The organism is Citrobacter amalonaticus (genome assembly GCF_018323885.1).
Lineage (GTDB): Bacteria > Pseudomonadota > Gammaproteobacteria > Enterobacterales > Enterobacteriaceae > Citrobacter_A > Citrobacter_A amalonaticus.
On the sequence record NZ_AP024585.1, the window covers coordinates 1,023,869 to 1,043,000 of the forward strand.

Consider the following 19,132-nt stretch of genomic DNA (forward strand, 5'->3'; position numbering starts at 1 on the left):
CGGGAAAATCCCGGCTTTGACTGGATACATCCCTGGTGTATGACCGGGGATTTTTATTTGTGATTGACGTGCTTCTGGCTGAGGTTAGACACGCCCTGACGATAACGCTGCTCCAGGGTGGCGCGACTGGTCGCGGTCACTTCCAGATCGCGCAGCAGGCCGTCGTGAATACCGTATGCCCAGCCGTGGATGGTCACTTTCTGACCCCGTTTCCAGGCTGACTGCATGATGGTGGAGTGGCCCAGGTTATACACCTGTTCCATCACGTTCAGCTCGCACAGCGTGTCCATACGGCGCTCTTGCGGCATTTCACCCAGCAATGAGCTATGTTTGAACCAGATATCACGGATATGCAGCAGCCAGTTGTCGATGAGGCCCAGTTCCGGGTTATCGACCGCAGCCTGTACGCCGCCACACCCGTAGTGACCACAGATAATAATGTGTTCAACTTCGAGGACATCAACGGCATACTGAACAACAGAGAGGCAGTTGAGGTCGGTGTGGATGACCAGGTTGGCCACATTACGGTGGACAAATAATTCGCCCGGTTCAAGACCGGTTAAACGTTCTGCGGGAACGCGACTGTCGGAACATCCAATCCATAGAAAGCGCGGTTTTTGCGCTTGCGCCAGTTTCTCAAAAAATCCGGAATCCTCTTCCACCAGCATTTTTGACCATAGTGCATTGTTGCTGATGAGTGTATCTATGTCTTTCATGGAGGTTAACGACCTGTAACCAAATAAGTGCGTTGGGCTAATATAGGGCAACTCCGGGATTATTTAAACCACATATAAAGTGTAAGTACGTAAGGTAAGTAAAAATTTATGACCATTGCACTGGAACTTCAACAACTTAAAAAAACCTATCCTGGCGGTGTTCAGGCATTGCGCGGGATAGATTTACAGGTCGAAGCGGGGGATTTTTACGCGCTTCTGGGGCCGAACGGGGCAGGCAAGTCGACCACTATCGGTATCATCAGCTCGCTGGTGAATAAATCGTCCGGGCGCGTCAGCGTCTTTGGTTACGATCTCGAAAAAGATGTCGTCAACGCCAAACGTCAACTCGGGCTGGTGCCACAGGAATTTAACTTCAACCCGTTTGAGACCGTACAGCAGATTGTGGTCAATCAGGCGGGCTACTACGGCGTGGAGCGAAAAGAGGCGGTTGAGCGCAGCGAAAAGTATTTAAAACAGCTCGATCTGTGGGAAAAACGCAACGAACGTGCGCGGATGTTATCCGGCGGGATGAAGCGCCGTCTGATGATCGCCCGCGCGCTGATGCACGAGCCGAAGCTACTGATTCTCGATGAACCGACAGCGGGTGTCGATATTGAACTTCGCCGCTCAATGTGGGGGTTTTTGAAGGATTTAAACGACAAAGGCACCACTATCATTCTGACCACTCACTATCTGGAAGAGGCAGAAATGCTCTGCCGCAACATCGGAATTATTCAGCACGGCGAGCTGGTCGAAAACACCTCGATGAAGAACCTGCTCTCTAAGCTCAAGTCCGAAACCTTCATTCTCGATCTGGCAGCGAAAAGTCCGTTGCCGCAGCTGGAGGGCTATCACTATCGGCTGGTGGATACCTCAACGCTGGAAGTGGAAGTGTTGCGTGAGCAGGGAATTAACAGCGTGTTCAGCCAGCTCAGCGCGCAGGGCATTCAGGTATTGAGTATGCGTAACAAAGCGAACCGCCTTGAAGAGCTGTTTGTGTCACTGGTTCATGAAAAACAAGGAGATCGCGCATGATGCAGCTTTACTGGGTCGCGCTGAAAAGCATCTGGGCGAAAGAAATTAACCGCTTTATGCGGATCTGGATCCAGACGCTCGTGCCGCCCGTCATCACCATGACGCTCTATTTTATTATCTTCGGTAACCTGATTGGTTCCCGCATTGGCGAGATGCACGGTTTCAGCTATATGCAGTTTATCGTGCCGGGTCTAATCATGATGGCGGTCATCACCAACGCGTATGCGAACGTGGCGTCGTCATTCTTTAGCGCCAAATTCCAGCGCAACATTGAAGAGCTGCTGGTTGCCCCGGTACCGACACACGTGATTATCGCCGGTTTTGTCGGCGGCGGAGTGGCGCGCGGACTGTGCGTTGGGGTGCTGGTGACGGCGATTTCCCTGTTCTTTGTTCCGTTCCAGGTGCATTCGTGGCTGTTTGTGGCGCTGACGCTGGTTCTGACGGCGATTCTGTTTTCGCTGGCGGGGCTGTTGAACGCCGTATTTGCGAAAACCTTTGATGACATCAGCCTGATCCCGACGTTTGTCCTGACGCCGCTGACCTATCTCGGTGGGGTGTTTTACTCCCTGACGCTGCTGCCGCCGTTCTGGCAGGGGTTATCGCAACTGAACCCGATCGTCTATATGATTAGCGGCTTCCGCTACGGCTTCCTCGGCATTCACGATGTGCCGTTAGTGACTACGTTTGGCGTGCTGGTGGTCTTTATTGTGGTGTTTTATCTGCTGTGCTGGTCTTTAATCCAGCGCGGTCGCGGGTTGCGTAGCTGACCGTTTTCATCCTCTCCTCCCGGTGAGGAGAGGATGATTGTTGACCATTGTCATCATTCTCCATTTGTCACTCTGATAAACTACTTGCCTGCTAATGAGGTGAGAAATGCTAGGCTGGGTCATAACCTGTCATGACGATAAGGCTGAGGAACTGCTGAGCCTTCTGGAAAAAAAACACGGCCCACTGGCGCAATGCCGGGCGGTGAATTTTTGGCGTGGATTGAGCGCGAACATGCTGAGTCGGATGATGTGCGACGCATTGCATGCTACGGATTCCGGTGATGGCGTCATCTTTCTGACCGACCAGCCCGGTGCGGCGCCGTATCGCGTGGCTTCACTGCTGAGCCATAAACATCCGCAGTGTGAAGTCATTTCCGGCATTTCTGTAACGTTGCTGGAGCAAATGCTCCCAACACGAGAATCCATGAGTAGTCAGGCGTTTCGCGACCAGATAGTTGCTCTTGGTGGGCCAGAGGTGACCAGTCTTTGGCATCAGCAACAGAAAAATCCTCCCTTTGTTCTACTGCACGATTTGTATGAGTATTGATCATTCTTATTAATGAGGTGAATTGATACAATCGCTGCGTTGTTTCTTGCCCCGGTTATGGTTAATGATGAAATATCTGTTTCTGCTGCTGCTGTCCCTCTCTACAGTCGTCAGTGCGGCGTTGCCTGCTCGCTATATGCAAACCACTGAAGATGCGGCTATTTGGGCGCAAATAGGCGATGACATGGTGACCGTGGGAAATATTCGCGCCGGACAGATTATTTCTGTCATTCCGGTCGCGGCGGATTATTACGAATTCAAATTCGGCTTCGGTACCGGGTTTATTGACAAAGGCCATCTGGAACCGGTGCAGGGTAAACAACGCGTTGAGGACAGCCTCGGCGATCTTAATAAACCGCTCAGCAATCAGAATCTGATCACCTGGCAAGCCACTCCCGTTTATAACGCACCGAATATTGGTAGTGCGCCGTTTGGCGTACTGGCGGATAACCTGCGTTATCCCATCATCAGTAAACTGAAAGACCGGCTGAATCAAACCTGGTATCAGATTCGCATTGGCGATCGGCTGGCCTGGATAAGTGCCCTCGATGCCCAGGAAGACCGTGGATTGCCGGTGCTGACCTATCACCATATTCTGCGCGATGAAGAGAACACCCGTTTTCGTCATACCTCTACCACCACGTCAGTTCGCGCCTTCAGCAACCAGATGACCTGGCTGCGCGATCGCGGATACCGTACGCTGACGATGACGCAACTGGAAGGCTATGTGCGTAACAATATGAATCTGCCCGCGCGAGCGGTGGTGATTACCTTTGATGACGGCCTGAAGTCAGTGAGTCGTTATGCTTATCCGGTGCTGAAGCAGTATGGGATGAAGGCCACGGCGTTTATTATCTCGTCGCGAATTAAAGTTCGCCCACAAAAATGGGACCCCAAATCGCTGCAGTTCATGAGCATTTCAGAGCTTAATGGTATCCGCGACGTGTTTGACTTTCAGTCCCATACGCACTTTTTACATCGGGTCGACGGCTATCACCGGCCAATCCTGCTCAGCCGCAGCCATCACAATATTCTGTTTGATTTTGCACGCTCCCGGCGTGCGCTGGCTCCGTTTAATCCCCATGTCCTTTATCTTTCGTATCCGTTTGGCGGTTATAACGCGACGGCCGTAAAAGCCGCGGAAGAGGCTGGATTTCACCTGGCGGTGACTACGATGAAAGGGAAGGTGAAGCCGGGGGATAATCCGTTTTTACTGAAACGCCTGTATATCTTAAGAACGGATTCGCTGGAGACGATGTCGCGGCTGATCAGCAATCAGCCGCAGGGGTAGTTCGCTTACGCAACCTGAACCGGAATGGCTTTCGCGGTGCGTTTCATTTCATTGTCGCCTTCGAAGTAAGCGACCTTTGGCTGCCAGCGGCGCGCTTCTTCGTCAGACATGGTCACGAAGCTGGCGATGATCACAATGTCGCCCACGCTGGCACAGTGTGCCGCTGCGCCGTTGACGGAGATGATTCTGGAACCGCGCTCGGCGGCAATCGCATAGGTGGAAAAGCGTTTACCGTTGCTCACGTTCCAGATATCGATGGCTTCATTTTCAAGGATCCCGGCGGCATCCAGAAAATCCTGATCGATGGCGCAGGAACCTTCATAGTGCAGGTCCGCCTGAGTTACTTTCACGCGGTGGAGTTTGCCCTGCAGCATAGTGCGAATCATAACGTCTACCTTAAACTCGTATCGATAACGAAGCAGGTCGAAACCTGCTTTGAGAAATTTCTCAGGCAGTATTGCCCGATTTTTAACCCCTGTCTACTGGGTTAATGCAACCGTCTGATTGTCAATTAACCGTGCCTGGCCAAGCCATGCGGCAACCAGAATCACCGCACGCTGGCTGCTTTCGGTTAGCTCAAGCAGCGTGTCAGCATCGCGGATCTGAATGTCATCGGGGCGGAAGCCTTTTTCCGTCAGCTCCTGTTCAGCGATGGCAATAATCTCTTCCAGTTCACGCTCGCCGGCCTGCAGTTTCTCCGCGATGCGGCCCATCACTTTGTACAAACCTGGGGCGATTTTGCGTTGTTCGGCCATCAGATAACCGTTACGCGAACTCAGGGCTAAACCGTCTTTGGCGCGAATAATCGGCACGCCGACGATCTCGATGTCGTAGCCCATGTCGGCAACCATTTTGCGGATCAGCGCCAGTTGCTGGAAGTCTTTCTCGCCAAAGCAGGCGACGTCCGGTTGTACCAGATTGAACAACTTGCTGACGATGGTTGAAACCCCACGGAAATGGCCCGGGCGGCTGGCGCCTTCCAGCATCGTCGAAAGGCCGGGGACATCCACGTAGGTCTGCCCGTCGGTGCCCTGAGGATAGATTTGGTCCGGTGCGGGAGCAAAGACGAAATCCACCTTACGCTTGTTCAGTTTTTCGCAGTCTTCCTGCAGCGTGCGGGGGTAGCGCACCAGATCGTCCGGACGGTCAAACTGCATTGGGTTGACGAAAATACTCACCACCACGATGTCCGCACGGGCTTTGGCTTCATCCACCAGCTTCATGTGACCATCATGCAGGTTGCCCATCGTCGGCACCAGCGCAATGCGCTTCCCTTCCTGACGGGCTCTGCGGATATGCTGGCGCAGCAGCGGCAGGGTTTCAATAATCAGCACAACAAGACTCCTTAATGGAAACTGTGTTCTTCGCCCGGATAGACGCCGGACTCAACCTCGGCAATATACTGCCGTACCGCGGCGCGCATGTCGCCTGCTTGCGTAAGGAAATTTTTGGCAAATTTCGGAATATGGCCGCCGGTGATGCCAAAGGCGTCGTGCATGACTAAAATTTGTCCGTCGGTCACGTTGCCGGCACCGATACCGATAACCGGAATGGAGAGCGCCTCCGTCACGCGTTTGGCCAGTTCAACCGGGACGCATTCCAGCACGATGAGCTGCGCGCCTGCGGCTTCCAGCGCCAGGGCATCGTCCAGCAAAACCTGTCCGGCATCGCCACGGCCCTGAATTTTATAGCCGCCGAAAATATTGACCGACTGTGGCGTCAGGCCCAGGTGTCCGCAGACGGGGACCGCGCGCTCGGTGAGCATTTTCACGGTCTCCACCAGCCATGCACCACCTTCAATCTTGACCATGTTCGCGCCCGCGCGCATGACGGTGGCCGAATTTTCAAAGGCCTGTTCCGGCGTCGCGTAAGCCATAAACGGCAGATCGGCGAGCAGCAGGCAATTCGGCGCGCCGCGACGCACCGCCTGCGTGTGGTAAGCGATATCCTCAACCGTCACCGGCAGGGTGGAGTCATGCCCCTGTACTGTCATCCCCAGGGAATCCCCGACCAGCATCACATTGATCCCTTCGTCGGCAAACAGTCTGGCGAAACTGTAGTCATAAGCAGTAATGGTGGCGAAGCGTTTTTTCTCTTGTTTGCACTTCTGCAACAGCGAGAGGGTGGTCGGTTTCATAACATTTCCTGATGGTGAACGTCATATTTACCGGCATTCTAACAGTCACATTCAGGGGGGCAATTGTTTTAAGCAACTGTTTGCGCGAAAGCAATAAACAGGAAATGAGGTGAGGGCCATTACCAGTGTGCGGGTTTTTCTGCACCAAGATGAGTGAGTCTCTGTTGCAGTGAGGTACCGTCAGGGAAGTGCAGGTCAGGGGCGATTTCGAACAGCGGCCAGAGCATAAAACCGCGATTTTTCATATCGTAATGCGGCACGGTCAGGCGTTCGCTGTTGATGACGCGATCGCCAAACAGCATGATATCCAGGTCTAACGTGCGCGGTCCCCAGCGTTCGGCCTTGCGTACCCGGCCCTGCTGGAGTTCGATGCGCTGGGTGTGGTCGAGCAGGGCTTCTGGTTCGAGCGTTGTTTCCAGCGCCACGGCGGCGTTCAGGTAATCGGGCTGATCCTGCGGGCCCAGCGGCGGGGTTCGATAAAAAGAAGAGATGGCGACAATCTGGCTTTCGGGGATCTCGCCTATCGCGTTGACGGCAGCATTGACCTGCTCCAGAGGAGAGGCCAGATTACTGCCCAGTGCGATATAAACGAGGGTCATGCCGTTCCTTCACGACGCGGCGCACGCTTGCGCGGACGACGGTGACGACGGCGCGGCGATGGATCTTCATCCAGCTCGTTCAGCATGCCTTTCTGCTCGGGTGGCGCAGAAACCTGGAATTCTCCCCACCACTGCGCCAGACGCTGCAGTTCGGCATTGTTTTCCACTTCAGCACGCAGAGCGAGTAAATCATATGCGGCGCGGAATTTCGGATGCTCCATCAGCTTCCACGCGCGTTTACCCTGACGACGGGACATGCGCAGCTGTAGCTGCCAGATATCGCGAGTCAGCGACGTGAGGCGTTTCGGGATTGCCAGCGAACGGCAGGCTTCATCGAGCACTTCATTCATTGCCAGCGCAAACGCGTCATAGTAGGCCAGACCGCTTTCCTGGGCGATTTTCTGCGCCATTTCCAGCAGCGGATACCAGAACATCGCGGCAAACAGGAAGGCCGGGTTAACGCGCATATCGTTATGAATGCGGTTATCGGTATTTTTCAGTACCTGCGCGATGATACGTTCCATTGCGCTGTCGCCATTCTCGGTGAAATAGCGCGTAATGGTCGGGAACAATGGTTGGAACAGGCTGTATTCGCGCAGCTTTTTATAAGTTTCATAGCCGTAGCCCGCCTGTAGCAGCTTCAGCGCCTCTTCAAACAGACGCGCAGGCGGGATATCGTTGAGCAGCGTGGCCAGGCGCGGGATCGGCTCTGCCGTTTCCGGGCTGATCTTCATATCGAGCTTGGCTGCGAAACGCACGGCGCGCAGCATCCGCACCGGATCTTCGCGATAGCGGGTTTCCGGATTGCCGATCAGGCGAATCACGCCATCTTCCAGATCCTGCATGCCGCCGACATAGTCGCGAACGGTGAAATCGGCGACGCTGTAATAAAGGCTGTTAATGGTGAAGTCACGGCGCTGGGCGTCTTCTTCGATGGAACCGAAAATGTTGTCGCGCAGCAGCATGCCGTTTTGTCCGCGCTGGGACGTGGTGCGGTCGCTTTCGCTGCCTTCGTGGTGACCTCGAAAGGTGGCGACTTCAATAATTTCAGGGCCAAACATGACGTGCGCCAGACGGAAACGGCGGCCAACAAGACGGCAATTGCGGAACAGCTTGCGCACCTGGTCCGGCGTCGCATTGGTTGTGACGTCAAAATCTTTCGGTTTTTTGCCGAGCAGAAGGTCGCGGACGCCACCGCCAACCAGCCAGGCTTCATATCCCGCTTTATTCAGCCTGTACATTACCTTCAGGGCATTTTCACTGATATCTTTGCGTGAAATAGCGTGCTGCTCGCGCGGGATGACCGTCATACGCGGACGGGCGACGGCAATTTCGGCCTCGCTCTCCTCGCGGCTTAGCACCTTGCGGCAAAAATTAGCGACTCGGGTAAAAATAGTGCACCTCGGTAGTGTCAAACAATATTCAGAATTCAGTTCAAATCGTTGGCTGTGTAAAAATAGCGGCTAATCATAGCTCAGCACGACGTATTTGAGAATGCCGGATTTACAATCGCCGATTCAGGTATCGTCGAAAGCGTCCAGTTTGCCACGGCGGATGCCAGGATCTCATCGACGCGCATCTCCTGCCACGGCAAATCGCTCTGTTGCCCGAGAAAGTGTAGCGCGTCGATAAGAACAGGGCGTGGATCGCCGTGCGGCAAGGCAGGGGCATGATTCTGTTTGGAAAGTTTAGCGCCTTGTTCATTGAGCGCCAGCGGTAGATGAATATAGTCGGGAGGCGTCCAGCTGAATTGCTGGTACAGTGAAATTTGTCGCACCGTCGGTTCGATCAAATCGGCGCCGCGCACGATTTCGCTGACCCCCTGAAAATGGTCATCCACCACCACCGCCAGGTTATAGGCGAACAGTCCATCACGGCGATGGATAATAAAATCCTCTCTCGCCAGTCGTTCGTCAGCCTGAATGTCTCCGCGCAGCCGATCGTGAAAACGGGTGACAGGATGCCGCTGTTTAATCCGCACCGCCGCCTGTTCCGGCCCGTGGTGTAACTCACGGCAATGACCATCATATATTCCGCCAATGCTCTGGATCCGCGCACGGGTACAGGTGCAGTAGTAGCTCAGCCCCCGGTCGTATAACCAGGCGAGCGCTTCGCGGTAGGCGTCATGGCGTTGTGACTGCCATAAAATGTCGCCATCCCAGTGCAGGCCGTAATGTTCCAGTTGACGCAGAATAGTGTCAGCGGCACCGGGAACTTCACGAGGGGGATCAATATCTTCTATACGTACTCGCCATACTCCCTGACGGGCGCGAGCCTGTAAGTAGCTGCCCAGCGCAGCAATGAGGGAGCCAAAATGCAGTTCACCGGAAGGCGAAGGAGCGAATCGGCCAATGTAGTGTGAGTCAGTCATCTTTATGTAAAAATGAACAGGCGGGGAAAGCCCCGCCTGTTGTAAACGTTTCAAACGCCAGGCCTTAGCCCGCCATTTGTTTTTCGCGAATTTCAGCCAGCGTTTTGCAGTCGATGCACAGATCGGCTGTTGGACGCGCTTCCAGGCGACGAATACCAATTTCCACACCGCAGGATTCGCAGTAGCCGAAATCTTCGTCTTCAACCTTTTTCAGCGTTTTCTCGATCTTTTTGATCAGTTTGCGCTCACGGTCACGGTTACGCAGTTCGAGGCTGAACTCTTCTTCCTGTGCGGCACGGTCTACCGGGTCCGGGAAGTTGGCAGCTTCATCCTGCATATGAGTAACGGTGCGATCGACTTCATCCCTAAGTTGATTACGCCATGCTTCAAGAATACGCCTGAAGTGCGACAGCTGGGCTTCGTTCATATACTCTTCGCCCGGTTTCTCCTGGTACGGCTCCACCCCAGCGATGGCGAGAATACTCAGGGACGATGTTTTACGGTTTTGCCCTTCTTGCATGTTGCTTCTCCTTAACACGCACTATCGATCCCCATGTTCGGGGGAAAAATCAGGTCGCTATAAATAGCAGATGCTTTTCCGGATAGCAATTAACTAAACGTAACACTTGACAACCCTGTGAGGAAAAGCGTATTTGCGCACGCGACCAGAATACTAAATAACCAATTGTTTACAACACTATAAAGTGACAGTTAATGGCTCTATCAGAGTCATACTATCGGCAGAAAGTTCCGCTTTATAAACCAGAATTTCTACCCCCTTACGCTGTGCTTCGAACAATAGTTGCGCATATTTCGCGTCAATATGGCGCGCGGGTGAAAACCGTGTAATGGCGGAGTGCAGGACGGCAAAGAAAATCACTGCGCGTTTGCCCTCAGCCGCTACGCTCATCAGTTCCCGAAGATGTTTCTGACCTCGTTCAGTGATGGCATCGGGAAAATAACCAAAATCCTTTTCCGCTAACGTTACCGATTTCACTTCAATATAGCAGTCAGGCCGCGAATCTGCCTGTAACATAAAATCAATGCGGCTCCGTTCGGCGCCGTATTTTACTTCGCTTCTCAGCGTGGAATAACCTGAAAGTTCTGAAACTCGCCCCTGTTCAATGGCCTCTTTCGTCAGCCTGTTAGCCCATAACGTATTCACACAAATTAACGCGCCCGTCTGGGTTTGCGTTAATTCCCAGGTGTGCGGATATTTGCGTTTACTATTCTCCGACGTTGAATACCAGACCGTATCACCGGGCGTTGCACACCCGGTCATCGCCCCGGTGTTAGGGCAGTGTAGCGTGAGTTCAGTCCCGTCAGGTGTGATCACATCGGCTAAAAAGCGTTTATACCGCTGAACCAGCGTCGCGCGCTGGAGAGAAGGAGTAAATTGCATCGCGCATTTCCTTAATTAGTCGCTGAGCGTCCAGCGCTGAAGTTCCGTATAACGCGTGCGACCGCGTGCAAAGGTCGAGGCATAGAGGGCAAATTCCGTGACCGGAAAGGACCAGCAAAAGCCCGGCGGCGGAATCGCCACCGCATGGCTTGCATCGCGCAGCAGCGTGACGTGAGGGTGAAACGGCTGCGGACTCTGATAACAACCGCTGCGCGCCGCCTGGGCTCGCAGCATATTGGCCAGTTGCAGCAGCCCACGTGGGGACTGACGCGTCCCCAGCCAGACCACACGAGAGCGTAACCACTGCCCGGCATCATCGAGATTGAGCGTAAAACCGGGCTGGCGAATGCGCCCGGCAAGGGCGATCAGCGCCTGTTGTTTGTCTGCGCTCACATCGCCTAAAAACGCCAGCGTTAAATGCAGATTTTCGGCCGCGACCGGTCGCCCCGCTTCAGGGGGGAAATGCGCCGCTCGCCACTGTATTATCTCTTCGCGCACGGTGGTGGGGAGTTCGAGGGCAAAAAACAGCCGTTTCGGCTCAGACATCTTAGGTACTCGGTTATGAATTAACGCGATGCTACAATGCGGCGCGAAGAATGTTAACCCTCTGGAGCCATTTGTGACGTCGTTACCTGTTGCTGCTGTACTGCCTGAATTGCTTACCGCCCTGGATTCTGCGCCGCAGGTTCTGCTGAGCGCGCCGACGGGTGCCGGTAAGTCAACCTGGTTGCCGCTACAGTTTCTGGCACATAAAGGGTTCGAAGGGCGGATTATCCTGCTGGAACCGCGTCGTCTGGCGGCACGAAACGTGGCGCAAAGGCTTGCGGAACTGCTCAATGAAAAGCCCGGTGAGACGGTCGGTTACCGGATGCGATCGCAATCCTGCGTCGGGCCAGCAACACGGCTTGAGGTGGTTACCGAAGGGGTTCTGACGCGTATGATCCAGCGTGACCCGGAACTCAGTGGCGTTGGGCTGGTGATCCTCGATGAATTTCACGAACGCAGTTTGCAGGCGGATCTCGCACTGGCGCTGCTGCTGGATGTGCAGCAAGGGCTGCGCGACGATCTCAAACTGTTGATTATGTCCGCCACGCTGGATAACGATCGCCTGCAACAGTGCCTGCCGGATGCGCCGGTGATCGTTTCCGAAGGGCGCGCCTTTCCCGTTGAGCGGCGTTATCAACCGCTGGCGTCGCAATTGCGTTTCGACGAAGCCGTGGCGGTCGCCTGCGCCGAGCTGCTGCGCAGAGAGCCAGGCTCGCTGCTGCTGTTTCTACCCGGTGTCGGGGAGATCCTGCGCGTACAGGAGCAATTAAGTACGCGAGTCGGCAGCGATGTGCTGCTGTGTCCGCTGTATGGCGCGCTGTCGCTCAACGATCAGCGCAAAGCGATTTTGCCGGCCCCGGACGGGATGCGCAAAGTTGTGTTGGCAACCAATATTGCGGAAACCAGTCTGACCATTGAGGGGATTCGACTGGTGGTGGATTGCGCGCAGGAGCGGGTGGCGCGGTTTGATGCGCGAACCGGGTTGACCCGGCTTATCACTCAGCGCATTAGCCAGGCCTCAATGACCCAGCGCGCCGGGCGTGCCGGGCGTCTGGCGCCGGGGATTTGTCTGCATCTGCTGGCGAAAGAGCAGGCGGAACGCGCGGCAGCACAGGGGGATCCTGAGATGTTGCACAGCGATCTCTCCGGTTTGCTGATGGAGTTGTTGCAGTGGGGATGTCGCGATCCCGCGCAACTCACCTGGCTGGATTTGCCACCCGCCGTCAACGTACAGGCGGCGAAACGATTACTGCACATGCTGGGCGCGCTGGATGGCGAGCAGCTCAGTGCGATAGGGCAAAAAATGGCGGCGTTGGGTAACGATCCGCGCCTGGCCGCGATGCTAGTCAGTGCTGCCACGCCCGACGATGCAGCTACGGCAGCAAAGCTGGCAGCCATTCTTGAGGAGCCGCCGCGGATGGGCAATACCGATCTGGGCGTGGCGTTTTCCCGCCATCAGCCTGCCTGGCAGCAGCGCAGTCAGCAACTTCTCAAACGTCTGAATGTTCGTAACGGCGAAGCGGATGCGTCGCGCATCGCCCCACTGCTGGCCCAGGCCTTTGCCGATCGCATCGCGCGTCGACGCAGCCAGGACGGGCGTTATCAACTGGCGAACGGTATGGGCGCGGCGCTGGATGTCGATGATGCGCTGGGGCGGCACGAATGGTTGATTGCGCCTCTGTTGCTGCAGGGGAGCGCGTCGCCGGATGCGCGGATCCTGCTGGCGCTGCCGCTCGATATCGACGCGCTTATCTCGCGTTGTCCTGAACTGCTACAGCAGTCTGATACCATTGAGTGGGATGAGGCGCAGGGGACGCTGAAAGCCTGGCGTAGAATGCGGATAGGCGAACTGACGGTTAAAGTCCAGCCGCTGGCAAAACTGTCTGAAGACGAGTTGCATCTGGCGATGCTTAACGGTATCCGCGATAAAGGCCTGAGCGTGCTCAACTGGACGCCTGCGGCAGAACAACTGCGGTTACGTTTGCATTGTGCGGCGAAATGGCTGCCGGAGTATGACTGGCCTGCGGTGGACGACAGGACATTGCTGGCCACGCTGGAGAACTGGCTGCTGCCGCATATGAGCGGCGTGCATTCGCTGCGCGGCCTGAAATCGTTGGATGTTCACCAGGCATTGAGCGGATTACTGGATTATTCCCTGCAGCAACGTCTGGTGAGTTCGTTACCCACACATTACACTGTGCCGACGGGAAGTCGGATAGCCATTCGTTATCACGAAGATAACCCGCCGGCGCTGGCGGTCAGAATGCAGGAGATGTTTGGCGAGGCCAAAACGCCGACTATTGCGGAGGGCCGCGTGCCACTGGTGCTGGAGCTCTTATCCCCCGCGCAGCGACCGTTGCAGATTACTCAGGATTTGGCCGCGTTCTGGCAAGGGTCGTATCGCGACGTGCAAAAAGAGATGAAAGGGCGCTACCCCAAACATGTCTGGCCGGACGATCCGGCGAACACGGCGCCGACGCGGCGAACCAAATAGTATTCGTAGGCCGGATAAGGCGTTTATGCCGCATCCGGCAAAAGAGCAGTAAAATTGAGAGATTTCTTCTTCTGTCTTCTGACGGAAGAACAGAGAATCAGGCCTTTGCGCCTGAATGTTGCGGAGAAAAAGCATGGCCGGGAATGACCGCGAGCCAATTGGACGCAAAGGGAAACCCACGCGTCCGGTGAAACAAAAGGTGAGCCGTCGCCAACTCAGAGATGATGAGTACGACGACGAATATGATGATGACTATGAGGATGAAGAACCGATGCCGCGTAAAGGTAAAGGCAAAGGGCGTAAGCCTCGTGGTAAGCGCGGCTGGTTGTGGCTGCTGCTGAAAATTGCGATTGTTTTTGCGGTACTGCTTGCCATTTACGGCGTCTATCTGGATCAAAAAATCCGTAGCCGTATCGATGGCAAAGTCTGGCAGTTGCCGGCGGCGGTATATGGCCGGATGGTCAACCTTGAGCCGGAGATGTCGGTCAGCAAAAACGAAATGGTTAAGCTGCTGGAAGCCACCCAGTACCGTCAGGTCAGCAAAATGACGCGTCCTGGCGAGTTTACCGTGCAGGCGAACAGTATTGAGATGATCCGCCGTCCGTTTGATTTCCCGGACAGCAAGGAGGGTCAGGTGCGCGCGCGTCTGACGTTCGATGGTGGCCGCCTGGATACCATTGTCAACATGGACAACAACCGCCAGTTCGGTTTCTTCCGTCTCGATCCGCGTTTGATTACCATGCTGTCGTCGCCAAACGGTGAACAGCGTCTGTTTGTCCCGCGTAGTGGCTTCCCGGATCTGCTGGTGGATACGCTGCTGGCGACGGAAGACCGTCATTTCTATGAACATGACGGGGTGAGTCTGTACTCCATCGGTCGCGCGGTGCTGGCGAACCTGACCGCCGGACGCACGGTACAGGGGGCAAGTACCCTGACCCAACAGCTGGTGAAAAACCTGTTCCTCTCCAGCGAACGTTCGTACTGGCGTAAGGCTAACGAAGCCTATATGGCGCTGCTGATGGATGCGCGCTACAGCAAAGATCGTATTCTTGAGCTGTATATGAACGAGGTGTATCTCGGTCAGAGCGGTGATAATGAGATCCGTGGATTCCCGCTGGCGAGCTTGTACTACTTTGGCCGTCCGGTAGAGGAACTGAGCCTTGATCAGCAGGCGCTGCTGGTAGGGATGGTGAAAGGGGCCTCAATCTACAACCCCTGGCGCAACCCGAAACTGGCGCTTGAACGTCGTAACCTGGTGCTGCGCCTGCTGCAACAACAACAGGTGATCGATCAGGAACTCTACGACATGCTGAGCGCGCGTCCGTTAGGCGTGCAGCCGCGCGGTGGGGTGATCTCACCACAGCCCGCGTTTATGCAGATGGTGCGTCAGGAGTTGCAGGCGAAGCTGGGTGATAAAGTAAAAGATCTCTCCGGCGTGAAGATCTTCACCACCTTTGACTCTGTCGCCCAGGATGCCGCTGAGAAAGCCGCCGTTGATGGCATTCCGGAACTGAAGAAACAGCGCAAACTGAGCGATCTGGAAACGGCGATTGTAGTGGTAGACCGCTTCAGTGGCGAAGTCCGCGCTATGGTCGGCGGCGCTGAGCCGCAGTTTGCAGGCTATAACCGCGCGATGCAGGCACGTCGCTCGATTGGTTCACTGGCCAAACCGGCAACCTATCTGACCGCGCTGAGCCAGCCGAAAATCTATCGCCTGAACACCTGGATTGCCGATGCGCCGATTGCGCTGCGTCAACCAAACGGCCAGGTGTGGTCGCCGCAGAACGATGACCGTCGCTACAGCGAAAGCGGAAAAGTGATGCTGGTGGATGCGTTGACGCGTTCTATGAACGTGCCGACGGTCAATCTGGGGATGGCGCTTGGCTTGCCGGCTGTCACCGACACCTGGCTGAAGCTGGGCGTGCCGAAAGAGCAGTTGCATCCGGTTCCGGCTATGCTGCTGGGGGCACTGAACCTGACGCCGATCGAAGTGGCACAGGCGTTCCAGACGATTGCCAGCGGCGGTAATCGTGCGCCGCTTTCCGCGCTGCGTTCGGTCATCGCTGAAGACGGCACTGTGCTGTATCAGAGCTTCCCGCAGGCGGAGCGTGCCGTTCCGGCGCAGGCCGCCTATATGACGCTGTGGACGATGCAGCAGGTGGTGCAGCGTGGTACTGGTCGTCAGCTGGGCGCGAAGTACCCGAATCTGCATCTGGCGGGTAAAACCGGGACCACCAACAACAACGTCGACACCTGGTTTGCCGGTATTGACGGCAGTCAGGTGACCATCACCTGGGTGGGTCGCGATAACAACCAGCCGACGAAGCTGTACGGGGCGAGCGGGGCGATGTCGATTTATCAGCGCTATCTGGCTAACCAGACGCCAACGCCGCTCACGCTGACGCCACCGGAAGATATTGCGGAGATGGGCGTCGACTATGACGGCAACTTTGTCTGCAGTGGCGGTATGCGCACGTTGCCAGTCTGGACCTCCGATCCCGACTCGCTCTGCCAGCAGGGCGAAATGATGCAGCAGCCGACCGGGAACCCGTTCGATCAATCTTCTCAGCCACAGCAACCGCAGCAACAGCCGCCGAAGGAAGAGAAGAAAGACAGCGATGGCGTGGCGGGATGGATAAAGGATATGTTTGGCGGTAACTAACCGCCGTGCCGGATGGCACTTCGCTTATCCGGCCTACCGGCTCATGCAGGTTTTGGGTTGGTAGGCCGGATAAGGCGTTTTCGCCGCCATCCGGCAATGCCTTCACAGAAACATTTCCGGCTTCTTTTTAACCCTTTCTTTTCATCTGGATATTTCTTAACCCCTCAGTTTTGGTAGGGACGCGTATCGCTTGCTATCGCGGCCGCGTTTCGAATATTATTCTGCCGTCATAATAATAATTCTCGTTTACGTTATCATTCACTTTCCATCAGAGATATACCAATGGCGCGTCAAAAAACTGCTCAGCCAAAACACTCGCTGCGTAAAATTGCAGTCGTAGTAGCCACAGCGGTTAGCGGCATGTCTGTCTATGCACAGGCGGCGGTTGAACCGAAAAAAGAAGACACTATCACCGTCACCGCGGCTCCTGCTCCGCAGGAAAGTGCATGGGGACCGGCGGCAACCATCGCGGCACGCCAGTCAGCCACCGCGACCAAAACGGATACCCCGATTCAGAAAGTTCCCCAGTCTATTTCTGTGGTGACTGCCGAAGAGATGGCGCTACACCAGCCGAAGTCCGTGAAAGAGGCGCTCAGCTATACCCCAGGCGTTGCCGTGGGCACGCGTGGCGCATCTAACACCTATGACTACCTGATCATTCGCGGTTTCGCTGCCGACGGCCAAAGTCAGAATAACTATCTGAATGGCCTGAAGATGCAGGGGAACTTTTACAACGATGCGGTGATTGATCCTTATATGCTGGAACGCGCGGAAGTGATGCGTGGGCCGGTTTCTGTTCTGTACGGTAAGAGCAACCCAGGCGGTTTGTTGAACATGGTCAGCAAGCGTCCAACCACCGAGCCGCTGAAAGAAGTTCAGTTTAAAATGGGCACTAACAGCCTGTTCCAGACCGGTTTTGACTTCAGCGATGCGCTGGATGACGACGGCGTTTACTCTTATCGCTTAACAGGTCTGGCTCGCTCGGCGAATGCGCAGCAGCAGGGGGCGGAAGAACAGCGTTATGCTATTGCGCCGTCCTTTAGCTGGCGTCCGGATGACAAAACCAACTTTACGTTCCTGTCCTACTTCCAGAACGAACCTGAGACCGGTTACTACGGTTGGCTGCCGAAAGAGGGGACTGTCAGCACGCTGCCGAACGGTAAGCGTCTGTCGACAGACTTCAACGAAGGCGCGAAAAACAATACCTACTCTCGTAATGAGAAGATGGTCGGTTATAGCTTCGACCATGAATTCAACGATACGTTTACCGTGCGTCAGAACTTGCGTTACGCGGAAAACAAAGTGTCGCAGAACAGTGTATATGGTTACGGCATGTGTTCCGATCCGCTCTATTCGAGCAACCCGAGAACCAGCCCTTGCGCCAGCGTACCGCAGTCACAGTGGGGGCATACGCTGACCCGTCAGTATGTGGATGATAACGAAAAACTGCAGAACTTCTCTGTGGATACCCAACTGCAGAGCAAGTTTGCGACCGGTTCTCTGGATCATACCCTGCTGACCGGCGTTGATTTTATGCGTATGCGTAACGACATCGACTCCTGGTTTGGCTGGGCTGGTTCAGTTGCGCCATCTGACATCTACAACCTTGATCGCAGCGATTTCGACTTCGGATCCCATCCAGGGCCTGGCGCCGCCTATCGCGTGCTGAACAAGCAGAAGCAGACCGGCGTGTACGCCCAGGATCAGATGCAGTGGGATAAAGTGCTGGTGACGTTGGGCGGACGTTATGACTGGGCGCAGCAGGATACTCTGGATCGTGAAGCGAATACTCAGCACTCGCGTAATGATAACGAGTTTACCTGGCGCGGCGGCGTAAACTACCTGTTCGACAACGGCGTGACTCCGTACTTCAGCTACAGCGAGTCGTTCGAACCGGCTTCTACCGTGGGCGCGAACGGCAGCATCTTTGCGCCGTCTAAAGGCAAGCAGTACGAAGCGGGCGTGAAATATGTCCCGAACGATCGTCCGATCGTGATCACCGGTGCGGTCTATCAGTTGACCAAAACCAACAACCTGATGGCCGATCCTAACGGTTCGTTCTTCTCGGTTGAAGGCGGTGAGATTCGTTCACGCGGCGTTGAAGTGGAAGCAAAAGCGGCGCTGTCTGCCAGCGTTAACGTGGTCGGTTCCTACACTTATACGGATGCGGAATACACTACCGACACCAACTACAAAGGCAACACCCCGGCGCAGGTGCCAAAACATATGGCGTCGCTATGGGGCGATTACACGATGTTTGACGGCCCGCTTTCCGGTCTGACTCTGGGCACCGGCGTTCGCTATACCAGCTCCAGCTATGGCGATCCGGCTAACTCCTTTAAAGTCGGCAGCTACACCCTGGTGGATGCGCTGGTTCGGTACGATCTGGCACGCCTTGGCATGGCAGGTTCCAACGTCGCGCTGCATGTCAACAACCTGTTTGACCGCGAATACGTCGCCAGCTGCTTTAACACCTATGGCTGCTTCTGGGGCGCGGAACGTCAGGTCGTTGCTACCGCAACATTCCGTTTCTAATTTTTCTTTGGGCACGCATTGCGTGCCCGC

17 protein-coding genes are annotated in these 19,132 nt (G+C 55.3%); 7 read left to right on the forward strand and 10 right to left on the reverse strand.

All coding sequences use genetic code 11. From position 1 onward, the window contains the following. Positions 1–53: 53 nt before the first annotated feature. Positions 54–716, reverse strand: coding sequence for a carbonate dehydratase (gene can, locus KI228_RS04905; protein ID WP_042997895.1), 663 nt, complete (start codon positions 714–716; stop codon positions 54–56). Positions 717–824: 108 nt separating this feature from the next. On the opposite strand from can, the gene KI228_RS04910 reads away from it, so the two are divergent. The 4 genes from KI228_RS04910 to KI228_RS04925 all read left to right on the forward strand — a co-directional run bounded on the left by KI228_RS04910 (position 825) and on the right by KI228_RS04925 (position 4,356). After that, entirely contained in the window at positions 825–1,751 is a 927-nt protein-coding gene (locus KI228_RS04910) for an ABC transporter ATP-binding protein (RefSeq protein ID WP_042997894.1), read from the forward strand. Beyond that, on the forward strand, positions 1,748–2,518 hold the full coding sequence (locus KI228_RS04915; protein ID WP_042997893.1) for an ABC transporter permease: 771 nt from the start codon (positions 1,748–1,750) through the stop codon (positions 2,516–2,518). The genes KI228_RS04910 and KI228_RS04915 overlap by 4 nt, the downstream gene beginning before the upstream one ends. A 106-nt stretch (positions 2,519–2,624) precedes the next feature. Then, positions 2,625–3,065 (forward strand): PTS sugar transporter subunit IIA, encoded by a 441-nt coding sequence (locus KI228_RS04920; protein ID WP_044255413.1) that lies wholly within the window; start codon positions 2,625–2,627, stop codon positions 3,063–3,065. 64 nt (positions 3,066–3,129) lie between these two features. Next, positions 3,130–4,356 carry a polysaccharide deacetylase family protein gene (locus tag KI228_RS04925; RefSeq protein ID WP_061070511.1) on the forward strand — a complete coding sequence of 409 codons (1,227 nt, stop codon included), beginning with the start codon at positions 3,130–3,132 and terminating at the stop codon, positions 4,354–4,356. 5 nt (positions 4,357–4,361) lie between these two features. On the opposite strand, the gene panD is transcribed toward KI228_RS04925, so the two are convergent. The 9 genes from panD to thpR all read right to left on the reverse strand — a co-directional run bounded on the left by panD (position 4,362) and on the right by thpR (position 11,411). Beyond that, entirely contained in the window at positions 4,362–4,742 is a 381-nt protein-coding gene (gene panD, locus KI228_RS04930; protein WP_042323756.1) for an aspartate 1-decarboxylase, read from the reverse strand. 93 nt (positions 4,743–4,835) lie between these two features. Next, positions 4,836–5,690 carry a pantoate--beta-alanine ligase gene (gene panC / locus KI228_RS04935; RefSeq protein WP_061070510.1) on the reverse strand — a complete coding sequence of 285 codons (855 nt, stop codon included), beginning with the start codon at positions 5,688–5,690 and terminating at the stop codon, positions 4,836–4,838. Between the two features lie 11 nt (positions 5,691–5,701). Then, complete coding sequence (gene panB / locus KI228_RS04940) at positions 5,702–6,493, reverse strand: 3-methyl-2-oxobutanoate hydroxymethyltransferase (protein ID WP_042997890.1); 792 nt, start codon at positions 6,491–6,493, stop codon at positions 5,702–5,704. Positions 6,494–6,612: 119 nt separating this feature from the next. Further along, entirely contained in the window at positions 6,613–7,092 is a 480-nt protein-coding gene (folK, locus tag KI228_RS04945) for a 2-amino-4-hydroxy-6-hydroxymethyldihydropteridine diphosphokinase (protein ID WP_042997889.1), read from the reverse strand. Further along, positions 7,089–8,486 (reverse strand): polynucleotide adenylyltransferase PcnB, encoded by a 1,398-nt coding sequence (gene pcnB, locus KI228_RS04950; protein WP_205685287.1) that lies wholly within the window; start codon positions 8,484–8,486, stop codon positions 7,089–7,091. Before pcnB ends, folK begins: the two co-directional genes overlap by 4 nt. 80 nt (positions 8,487–8,566) lie before the next feature. Continuing rightward, on the reverse strand, positions 8,567–9,463 hold the full coding sequence (gene gluQRS, locus KI228_RS04955) for a tRNA glutamyl-Q(34) synthetase GluQRS (RefSeq protein ID WP_054177174.1): 897 nt from the start codon (positions 9,461–9,463) through the stop codon (positions 8,567–8,569). Between the two features lie 64 nt (positions 9,464–9,527). Next, positions 9,528–9,983, reverse strand: a complete 456-nt coding sequence (gene dksA / locus KI228_RS04960) for an RNA polymerase-binding protein DksA (protein ID WP_003829221.1) — start codon at positions 9,981–9,983, stop codon at positions 9,528–9,530. Positions 9,984–10,160: 177 nt separating this feature from the next. Further along, on the reverse strand, positions 10,161–10,865 hold the full coding sequence (gene sfsA, locus KI228_RS04965) for a DNA/RNA nuclease SfsA (RefSeq protein WP_042997887.1): 705 nt from the start codon (positions 10,863–10,865) through the stop codon (positions 10,161–10,163). 15 nt (positions 10,866–10,880) lie between these two features. Beyond that, a complete protein-coding gene (gene thpR / locus KI228_RS04970) occupies positions 10,881–11,411 on the reverse strand; it encodes an RNA 2',3'-cyclic phosphodiesterase (RefSeq protein WP_044326911.1) in 531 nt (176 codons plus the stop codon). 73 nt (positions 11,412–11,484) lie between these two features. Between thpR and hrpB the strand changes: the two genes are divergently transcribed. The 3 genes from hrpB to fhuA all read left to right on the forward strand — a co-directional run bounded on the left by hrpB (position 11,485) and on the right by fhuA (position 19,102). After that, a complete protein-coding gene (hrpB, locus tag KI228_RS04975) occupies positions 11,485–13,905 on the forward strand; it encodes an ATP-dependent helicase HrpB (RefSeq protein ID WP_212807547.1) in 2,421 nt (806 codons plus the stop codon). 133 nt (positions 13,906–14,038) lie between these two features. Beyond that, positions 14,039–16,567 carry a bifunctional glycosyl transferase/transpeptidase gene (gene mrcB / locus KI228_RS04980; protein ID WP_044255398.1) on the forward strand — a complete coding sequence of 843 codons (2,529 nt, stop codon included), beginning with the start codon at positions 14,039–14,041 and terminating at the stop codon, positions 16,565–16,567. Between the two features lie 282 nt (positions 16,568–16,849). Then, on the forward strand, positions 16,850–19,102 hold the full coding sequence (gene fhuA / locus KI228_RS04985) for a ferrichrome porin FhuA (protein WP_061070507.1): 2,253 nt from the start codon (positions 16,850–16,852) through the stop codon (positions 19,100–19,102). Positions 19,103–19,132 lie beyond the last annotated feature (30 nt).